We start from the raw sequence: 9,762 nt of genomic DNA, 5'->3' as shown, positions 1-9,762 counted from the left end.
TTTTAAGCTTCGTGACTTAGAACTTATTACCAAAACCAGAGATAATATGAAAGAAGTACAAGAAAAACTAACTCCCTTAAAAGCCTATTATTTAAAACACCGAGGCTTGGTCGAAACAGTCTTTGACCTCTTGAAAAACATCTGTAATCTGGAACATTCCAGACATCGAAGTTCTAAAAATTTTATGGTAAATTTCACGAGTGCTTTGATTGCTTATACCTATTTTGAATCATTCCCCTCATTCCCAAACTATACGGAAAAAGTAAGGAGTGATGAAAAATATGAAATTGTACTAATCTGAGATTTATCACAATAATTCACGTTAAATAAAGATTCTCTTGACAAAAAGGTTCGGTGAAATACTTTTCATCGAACCTTTTTTATTTGGTCATTTCTATTCCTATATTCACTCAGTTATTCAATCCAAAATCTCTCAAAAATCAATGAAAGCTGTTCTTTGCAAAACGTATGGATTACCCGAAACACTTGTCGTGGAAGATGTAGCATCGCCAATTGCCACTAAAGGAAAAGTGATAATTAGCGTAAAAGCTTGTGGTGTGAACTTTCCTGATACTTTAATTATTCAAGGGAAATATCAAATAAAACCGCCCATGCCATTTTCTCCAGGAGGTGAAGTTTCTGGAACTGTTAAGGAAGTAGGAGAGGGCGTATCGCATCTAAAAGTTGGCGATAACGTGTTTTCATTGACAGGTTTTGGCGGATTTGCAGAAGAAGTTGAAGCCGATGCTCAAAAAACATTATTGATGCCCGAAGGAATGGATTTTATCACAGCTTCGTCGGTCATGTACACGTATGGAACGTCGTATCATGCCCTAAAAAATCGAGCAGAATTAAAAGTAGGTGAAACACTTTTGGTTTTAGGTGCTGCTGGTGGTGTGGGTTTAGCAGCGGTAGAATTAGGGAAAATTATGGGAGCAAAAGTCATTGCGGCGGCTTCGACGGATGAAAAATTGGAACTTTGCAAACAGTATGGAGCGTCGGAAGTAATCAACTATTCGACGGAAGATTTACGAGAACGTATCAAAGAAATTACAGGAGGAAAGGGCGTTGATGTGATTTACGACCCTGTTGGAAGCAAATATACAGAGCCTGCATTTCGCTCAATTGCTTGGAAAGGACGTTATTTAGTAATTGGGTTTGCGGCAGGCGATATTCCAAGTTTGCCATTAAATTTACCTTTGTTAAAGGGAGCGTCAATCGTTGGCGTATTTTGGGGAGCATTTGCCGCCAACGAACCCAAACAAAGTATGCAAAACTTCAAAGAATTGTTAGGCTTTATCGCTGAAGGAAATCTAAAGCCTCACATCCACGCACAATACACGCTTGAACAAGCATCAGAGGCACTAAATGAAATTCTGAACCGAAAAGTAATGGGGAAAGTGGTTGTCAGTTTACAGTAAACAGTACGTCAGTTAGCAGTAAACAGTTATCAGTAAATAAATATAAAGCAGTAAAAAAGCCAGTTTCGGAACTAATAATTCCAAAACTGGCTTTTTTACTGCTAACTGCTAACTGCTAACTGCTAACTGCTAACTGCTAACTGCTAACTGCTAACTGCTAACTGTATTTACCGTAACTCCCATTTACTATCTTTCATAGCATATCGAAGGACGACTTTTTTCTTAGAAACATTCTCTAAAAAAGGCTTCAAAACTTGTTCCGCAGATTTTTTTGTCTGTTCCAAAATACCCATTGATTGGGCATTTTGTGCTATCTCACTTTCTGCTTTTTGGAAGGCATTATCAACTAATTTAGCTTCGTCCAAAAAAGCATATTCAGTATCGTAAACTTTTGATTTTGAGTGATCTATTTTATAATTGCAAATTTCGGGTTCGGGCAAGTGTACAACCAAAGTATCGCCATTTTCTGCAAGGTCGGTCGCTTTGATTTTAGTTAAATCTAAACAGCCCGTTGCTTCGCCCGAAACAATTAAAAGCACTTTGGCATCGGGCAGTAAATCTTTCTTGATTTTACTTTCTACGACATCTCTAAAATTGTATTTCACCAATTCCAATTTCCCCATCGACGAAATTTGTTGCAACAACACATTGTGCGAAACTTCAACGTCTCCACTACTAAATGGATTTTTAAAGTCTTTCAATTTCTCCCATGCGAAAATGGCAAGAAATACAACTAAGAAAAGGGGAATTAAACGAATAAGTCTGCGAAGCATAATTTTAATTAAAATATGCTCAAAGGTATATAATAGTCAAGGACAAATGGTAAAAATTACTAAAAATCAATTTATAAAGTAGGAAAATTGTTTATCTAATGAATTTGCAATTTTTACGAGTTCTGGAACAGTTACGACTGCCTTATCACTTTCAATTTTAGATAAATGAGATTGAGAAATACCGATTAAATAAGCGAGATAACATTGTTTGTAGCCTTTTTCTTCACGAGTTTTTTTGACGATTGAACCTTGAAATTTCATAGATTTTAGAAGTTGTTTTTAAATAGAACATTGATATAAGTTTAGTTATTAGTGGAAAGAAACGTTGTAAAACAAACACAACGTAGTAGATTAAGTAATTATGACAAGTGCTACAAAAGCGGGAAGCACGGCAAAAATATAATTTTATTTTTTTTGATACAATTAGTTAACGATTTTTTTGAAGATTTATTGAAATATTCTGTACGGAATATTTTTTAAGATTTTAAATTTTGCAATGCCATAAAAACCGTAAACCTTTGCAAAAGTTAAGCCCCATTCTAAGTTTGGCGACCAGATGGGGCTTAAAGGTCAAATTTCTAACAATTAAACCCAACACAAAGGTAATGAAAAAAACATTACAACGTTTGGGCATGGTGGCAGTTGGACTGTCACTATGCCTGTGGTCTTGTGATAAACAAGACGGATTAGTTCAACCTGCAGAGGTTCAAGAAACTCAAATTATTAATAAGGGAGTTACTGCTGAGAAAGGGCGAATTTCATTTGAATCAATTGATGCTTTTAAAGCAACAATTGAGGAATTAAAAATGATGACTGAAAAGGAAAGAGTAAATTGGGATAAGAAGATTGGCTTTGAGTCTATGCAAGAGTTTTACGACTCTCATTCTGATGGAGTTATTTTCAAAGAAAACAATCCTATTTTTAAAACTGATAAGGTAGATAAAGTATATATTCCTGATATGACTTTTTCTCATATTTTGAATAGTGATGGGGTTGTTAAAATAGGGAAAGAGGTCTATAAATTTACTCCAGATGGAAATAGATTGACTGTAAAAAGTGAAAATGAAAATTTGTTAGCTGATGGGGTTAAAGATTCAAGGGTAGTACAAGAGAAAATTGTTGTTAAACTTACTGGAGAAATCAATAAAGAGCAAAGTAAAAATGCAAGACCTAATACTGATTTTCCTATTACTGGAAGATCATTTGATGGAGACCATGCAGTGATTGCCGTTTTTTCTGAAACACAATGGTTTATCTTTTACACATCTTGGTCAATGAAACTAATGATGAGAGAATACCGTCAATGGTGGTGGTTTATTTACACATGGCAATCTGGAACGGCTCAAAATTTAGAATTAAGTAATGCGTCAGTATATTTTAATAACTGGGCTCAAGGTAATTTCGGAGGAGTTGGTAGCAATTCATGCAATGACTGTGAAGAAACTTCCGTTTATCTTGGGGGATTATGGGGACCGACAATTGGCTCAACAGATTTTGTTATTCATGCAAATTGCAAGGCAAAATGGAATAATCAAGATATTAATTTTAGTTTCTAAACTCAACTTCAATAAATCAATTAAATAATTAGTCTTAAAATATGTTTTAAGACTAATTATTTAATTGATTTTTACAGATTTACAAAATGTCTAAATTTATTGGATATATAATAATACTTTTTTTTATAAGCTGTAATCGAATTTCAGTAATTGATGATGTCGAATTTCCCATACCTGATATAAAAATTGCCGTTTTTTGTTTTCTAACACCATCTGATTCTATTAATGCATCAATCAAAGAAATCCGTACTTTAACAAATAAAAATAAAGAGTCTGGAATTGAAAATGCGGTGATTTCTCTGAAAGATAATAATACCAATGTCGAAATAAATTTAAAACATATTGCTAACGGAGGTTATTATGGCATAACACAAAAATTATTTAAAATTCAGGCTAATCATACCTATTCTCTGCAAGTTAATATTGTTAATTATCCCTTGTTAACTTCTACCTGTACTGTTCCTCATCAAAGTGCTACTTTTGAAAAAATTACCTATGGAGATCCTTTTTCAGACGGTAATTCGATGAGGAGAAGAATAGAAGCAAGGTGGAAAGATGTGTCTTCAACAGAGCAAAAACTTAATTATTTAATAAGTTCAGATGGAAAATTTAAAGATTCTTTTTCAGGAGAAATTCGAGATAGCCAACCTATCTTAAAACCTAATAAGGATATAACCCAATCTGACAATACTTTCTTCTATACATCAGCTATACTTGATGATGTATTCCCCAAAAATTACTATCTACATACATTAGAGCCTAATCTTTATCTATTCGAGAAAATGGCACAGCAAATGGATAATATTTCTAAAAAGGGTTCTGATAGTGTTTTGGGGTCTTATCAAGGTGTTATATCAGAATTTACAAATGTTCAAAATGGTTATGGAATATTTGGAGCCTACCTTACTACCTCACAAACAATTACTTTCAAATAGGCTTTATCTATGAAAAAACACTTCATCTTACTGTTCGTCTTATCTTTTTCATTTTCAACCTATTGCCAATTAGTTAGGTTTACAGGAAAAATAATTAATAAATCTACTAAACAATCTCTTGAAGGAGCTTTTATTAACCTAACTCCAATGAAAACTGTAAAATATACAAATGATAGTGGTGATTTTATATTTCCAAAATTTAAAGCTGGAAAATATGTCATCTCCATAAAATATTTGGGTTTCCTTAACTATAAACAGACACTCAATATCCAAAAAGATACTACGATTGAAGTTCAACTTACTCCATTTGCAACGGAACTTGAAGAGGTTGTTGTAAATGGTAAAACAGAAAGCTCCGTAAATAAACTGACTATTGGGGTAAATTCTTTATCAAAAGAACAGATTTTAAATATTCCCTCAATTGGAGGAGAACACGATTTAACAAGATTATTTACGCTAACTCCTGGCGTAAAAAGTGATAATGAGGGTTCTGCAGGTCTGTATGTGCGAGGGGGAACAAATGACCAAAATTTATTTCTAATCAACAACGCCCCACTGTATAAAAATAGTCATTTATTTGGATTTTTATCTCCTTTCAATAGTGATATGATTGAAAAGGCTGACTTATATAAAGGTAGTTTCCCTGCCCGATTTGGAGGACGTTTATCCTCTATTCTTGATGTTAAATTAAAAATGCCCAGAATGGATAAGTATAAAATTAGTGGTTCGATAGGTATTATTTCATCTAAACTGACAGTTGAAGTTCCATTGGTTAAAGATAAGGTTTCATTATTAATTGGAGGGCGTAGAAGTTACTTCGATATTTTTACAGCATTCTTTAATGGAACTGGAACCACATCTGGACCTTATTACAAATTTTATGACTTCAATGGTTCATTATCTTGGAAAATTAATAAAAATAATGTCATACAATTATTTACTTATCTTGATAAAGACAAGCTAACAGCTTCTTTTGATGGAGAAACCGAAAAGCAAGACTATAGTCAATCATGGAATAGTAATATTTGGGGGCTTTCACTTACAAGTTATTTTACGCCTAAATTTAATAATTATGTGGATTTTACACTTTCAAATTATAACATGAATTTATTTGTTGCAAGAAATCAACAAGGGGAACAATTTTCTAATACATTTCAATCACAAATAAATACTTTTGGACTTAAAAATACTGCTGAAATAAATGTTTCTAATAATTATTCTTTTAAACTTGGTGGGGCTTATAATCAATATTTATTTCAACCTGGGAAGTTAAAATATGAAGGGAAAGACCTTAATTTTTTTGAGTCAAAATTAGATTCAATTCAGGCAATTGAATCTACATTTTTTGTAGAAAATGAGTTGAAATTAAAAAAATGGATAGCAAATATTGGATTTAGATTTAATTCTTATAATGTCCAAAATCAAGCATATTATTTTAAAGAGCCACGCATAACATTAGGATATGTCTTTAACGAAAGTTCATCTATAAAAGTATCCTTTTCTCAGATGAATCAACCATTACAACTCCTAACCAATCCTGGGCTTGGTTTTCCTGTTGATTTATGGGTGTCTTCCACCAATAAAATTAAACCTCAACAGTCAAATCAATTTTCTTTTAGTTATAATCAAGATATGAGGCTAAAAAGAGAAAAGTTTCTTTCTCTAAGAATTGAAGGATATTATAAAGAAATGTCTAATATCATTTCATATCGTGACGGTTATAGTTCAACTGATTTCACAGAATTTTCTCAAAATAATGAAAGAGAATGGAGCAGAATTGTAACACAAGGAACTGGAAAATCTTATGGCATTGAAACGTTATTAGAAAAAAAATATGGTAAATTAAAAGGATGGATAGGATATACTTTATCTTGGACAACTAATAAATTTGACGATTTAAATCTTGGTAAAGAATTTTATGCTCGGCATGACAGAAGGCATGATTTTTCAGTTGTTGCAATGTACCAATTGAAAAAAAGATGGAGTTTGAATGCTTCATGGATATACCAGACCGGTCAAGCTATTACTTTACCTTCGGCTGTTTATTCTATTCCAACTTATAGCTTAGTTAGTAATAAGTTTATTGGATATTCTAATTTGGGGTATATAAATGGAGAGAGGAACTCGTATAGAATGATACCCACACATAGATTAGATTTTAGTATTCAAAGAAAAACGACCCACAAATGGGGAATAGGTCAATGGGAATTGAGTTTTTATAATCTTTATAATCGTCAAAACCCTTACTATTATTTCGTTGATTCTGGGCAAAGGGTAAAATCAGTTTCACTTTTTGGCGTTATACCCTCTTTCTCATATTCGTTTAAAATTTATTCTTCAAATTTTAAACACCCTCTCTGATATTCAAATCAGAGGTTTTTCTCTAATGAACATAAGCACTATTTGCTTGTTTTTCTAAATCAAATAATTCTGTAATTATATCTACCAATTGGTCAGCATCGCCACGTTTGCAGGCGGCTTTCAGGTTCAATACGGGCGATTTCATGATTTTTTGAACAATGCCCATCGTGATTTTCTCAATTCTTTCTGATTCTTCGGGCGATAAGTTTTTCAAATGACGAGCAATCTCATCTTTTCTGATTTGCTCTAATGAATTTTTGAGTTTGTTGATTGTTGGAGAAACTACCATTTCTCTTGACCAGTCATTGAAACCAACAATTGCTTCGTCGATGATTCTTTCTACATCTGGAATTGAGGCAATTCTAATACGTAAAGCTTCGTCTGCACGTTCACGAAGGCTATCAACGTTATAAACCAATGCCCCTGCTACTTCTTCTACGTTATCTTCTACACTTCTCGGAACAGATAAGTCAATAAAATATTTGAAAGTAAGAATGCCAATTTTATCAATTAATTCTTTCGTAATCAAAGGTTTGTCAATCATTACCGAAGAAATAATAACGTCTGCTCTTCTCACTTCTCTTTCTAATTCGGTAAAATCTGCAATTCTGAAATTATTTCCTTTTGCAATATCTTCTGCTTTTGCTCTGGTACGGTTCATGACCGTAATTTCTGCAAATTCTTTATCGGCAATGTTATGACAAACATCAATACCGATTTCTCCTAAACCTAATATTAAAACCTTTGGGTTATTAATGTTTTGGGTCACTTCTTCGGTAAGGGCAACTGCGGCATAAGAAGTAGATGCGGCACCGTCACGGAAGGAAGTTTCTTGGGCAACTCTTTTGTTTGAGAAGAAAATGGTGTGCATCAAGCGGTGAAGAAATGGCCCAGCCATGTTCAAATCTGCCGCAAATTGATACGAATGTTTGATTTGGTTGGGAATCTGTAAATCTCCAACTACTTGTGAATGTAAACCCGTTGCTACTTCAAAAAGATGCTTAACTGCATCTGCTTGAAGGGTGAATTGTTGGAAATGTACAAAATATGATTCAGTATCAATAATACCTTTGTAGGTAAGTAACGCTTTGATAACATCAGTTGTAATATCTTGCTCAGAAGTGTAATAAACTTCAGTACGATTGCAGGTTGAAACAACCAAACATTCTTGGATGCCAAATAAGTCCTTGATTTTCAAAGAGAAATCTTTAATTTCTCCCTCCGTCAAGGTTACTTGCTCTCTAACTGCCAAGGGAGCTGATTTATATGATAAACTGAATGCTTTGAATATATTTTGCATGGTTCCTTACGATTCCGATTCAATAATGACAATTAATTTTATACTTTTAAATTGTTAAATCATTGAAAATTAAACAATTATACTTTTTGGCAAATCCAAATTTATAAAAATTGTTTGGACTGCAAAATTACAACAAGAACGAATATTTTAGAGGGAAATGATACGTAATTTTTGGCGAAGATTTCTAATTTAGAATAGGTATAAATAGTTAGATTTTGTTGATGAAAATGTAATTCTCGAAAGTAGTATCTCTTAAAATAGTACAATATGACAAAAGTCAGCAAAACAGATGTCAGTTATCAGTAAACAGTTATCAGTAAACAGTTATCAGTTAGCAGTTTCAGTTATCAGTAAACAGTTATCAGTGAATAGTTATCTTTTACCACATTGATATATTAAAATAAATATCGCTATTAAAGATAGTAGGCATTAGTATCTAATGAGGTTTACTACTAAGCGGAACGCCGCCCGCTGAAACTGCTAACTGTTTACTGATAACTGCTAACTGAAACACTGATTATTGCCCTACAATATCAGCTCTCATGCCACCTAATGCAGTCAATAACTGAATTTTAGTTCTTGATTCAACCTTGAATTTTACTAAAGACGCTTGTAAATCTTCAACCAAAGCATTGAATTGTGCATCGGTAATTTTCATGCCTTTGTGAGCCGTTTTCATGTCAAGACCTGAATATTTTTCGGGACCTCCAGAAGCCTGTCCAACTTGATTGACAAGGTTCAATTTTAGACGATTCAAACGAGCTGGGTCAGCAGCAGCGGCAGCAAAAAATGCGTTAATACGTGAGTCTGCCGCAACTTTACCGATAAAGTCGTCAATTACAGCTGTGATTGCTGCATTTCCACCCAAACGAGCATAAAGTGTTGTTGGACCTTCCACGATGTCAGCTTTCATGCCAGCCAAAGCAGTCAATAATTCAGTTTTCTCAGTTGTTGGCACTTTGAATTTATCTAAAGCAGATGACAAATCTTCTACCAAAGCTGTAAAATGAGATTCTTCAATTCCCATTCCTTTGTGAGAAGTTTTCATGTCTAAACCTGTATATTTCTCTGTTCCACCTGTTGCCATACCAACTTGATTAATAAGGTTGTTACGCAACTTTGTCAAACGAGCAGGGTCAGCCGCTGCATCAGCAAAGAAAGCATTAATACGTGCGTCGCCCGCAACGTTAGCGATAAACTGGTCAATCACTGCTGAAATTGCAGCATTGCCTCCTAAACGAGCATAAAGGGTTGGCGTAACTGCGGTTTCCTCTTTTTTGCAAGATGTAAACAATAACGTTCCTGCCATGAGGAATACGCCCCATAGTTGCATTGATTTTTTCATGTTATGATAAGAAAAATTAATTACAAATTTGAATAAGCCCGTTTTATTCAAATTTGTCGATGATTTTAAAA

Annotated in this window: 9 protein-coding genes; 5 read left to right on the top strand and 4 right to left on the bottom strand. The window is 33.6% G+C overall.

The genetic code is table 11. From position 1 onward, the window contains the following. Nucleotides 1–301: transposase (locus LV89_RS19755; RefSeq protein WP_146199215.1), on the top strand; the 301-nt coding region annotated here is incomplete at its 5' end. Nucleotides 302–443: 142 nt separating this feature from the next. Then, entirely contained in the window at nucleotides 444–1,421 is a 978-nt protein-coding gene (locus tag LV89_RS19750; protein ID WP_109744647.1) for an NADPH:quinone oxidoreductase family protein, read from the top strand. A 167-nt stretch (nucleotides 1,422–1,588) separates the two neighbouring features. Here the strand turns inward: LV89_RS19750 and LV89_RS19745 are convergent, their stop codons facing one another. Continuing rightward, nucleotides 1,589–2,194, bottom strand: a complete 606-nt coding sequence (locus LV89_RS19745; RefSeq protein ID WP_109744646.1) for a DUF4230 domain-containing protein — start codon at nucleotides 2,192–2,194, stop codon at nucleotides 1,589–1,591. 66 nt (nucleotides 2,195–2,260) lie between these two features. Next, entirely contained in the window at nucleotides 2,261–2,455 is a 195-nt protein-coding gene (locus LV89_RS19740) for a helix-turn-helix domain-containing protein (protein WP_109744645.1), read from the bottom strand. Between the two features lie 344 nt (nucleotides 2,456–2,799). Between LV89_RS19740 and LV89_RS19735 the strand changes: the two genes are divergently transcribed. The 3 genes from LV89_RS19735 (at nucleotide 2,800) to LV89_RS19725 (ending at nucleotide 7,046) form a co-directional block, all read left to right on the top strand. Then, nucleotides 2,800–3,750 carry a hypothetical protein gene (locus LV89_RS19735; RefSeq protein WP_109744644.1) on the top strand — a complete coding sequence of 317 codons (951 nt, stop codon included), beginning with the start codon at nucleotides 2,800–2,802 and terminating at the stop codon, nucleotides 3,748–3,750. Nucleotides 3,751–3,836: 86 nt separating this feature from the next. Continuing rightward, entirely contained in the window at nucleotides 3,837–4,685 is an 849-nt protein-coding gene (locus tag LV89_RS19730) for a DUF4249 family protein (protein ID WP_109744643.1), read from the top strand. A 9-nt stretch (nucleotides 4,686–4,694) separates the two neighbouring features. Further along, complete coding sequence (locus tag LV89_RS19725; protein ID WP_109744642.1) at nucleotides 4,695–7,046, top strand: TonB-dependent receptor; 2,352 nt, start codon at nucleotides 4,695–4,697, stop codon at nucleotides 7,044–7,046. Nucleotides 7,047–7,068: 22 nt separating this feature from the next. Here LV89_RS19725 and hemA read toward each other — a convergent pair whose 3' ends face one another. Beyond that, complete coding sequence (gene hemA / locus LV89_RS19720) at nucleotides 7,069–8,346, bottom strand: glutamyl-tRNA reductase (RefSeq protein ID WP_109744641.1); 1,278 nt, start codon at nucleotides 8,344–8,346, stop codon at nucleotides 7,069–7,071. A gap of 517 nt (nucleotides 8,347–8,863) precedes the next feature. Then, on the bottom strand, nucleotides 8,864–9,691 hold the full coding sequence (locus LV89_RS25620; RefSeq protein ID WP_211321240.1) for a group I truncated hemoglobin: 828 nt from the start codon (nucleotides 9,689–9,691) through the stop codon (nucleotides 8,864–8,866). Nucleotides 9,692–9,762: the final 71 nt, after the last annotated feature.

The organism is Arcicella aurantiaca (assembly GCF_003148625.1).
Classification (GTDB): domain Bacteria; phylum Bacteroidota; class Bacteroidia; order Cytophagales; family Spirosomataceae; genus Arcicella; species Arcicella aurantiaca.
Note: the sequence above shows the minus strand (reverse complement) of the source record. Positions and strands in the feature narration are given on the sequence as shown.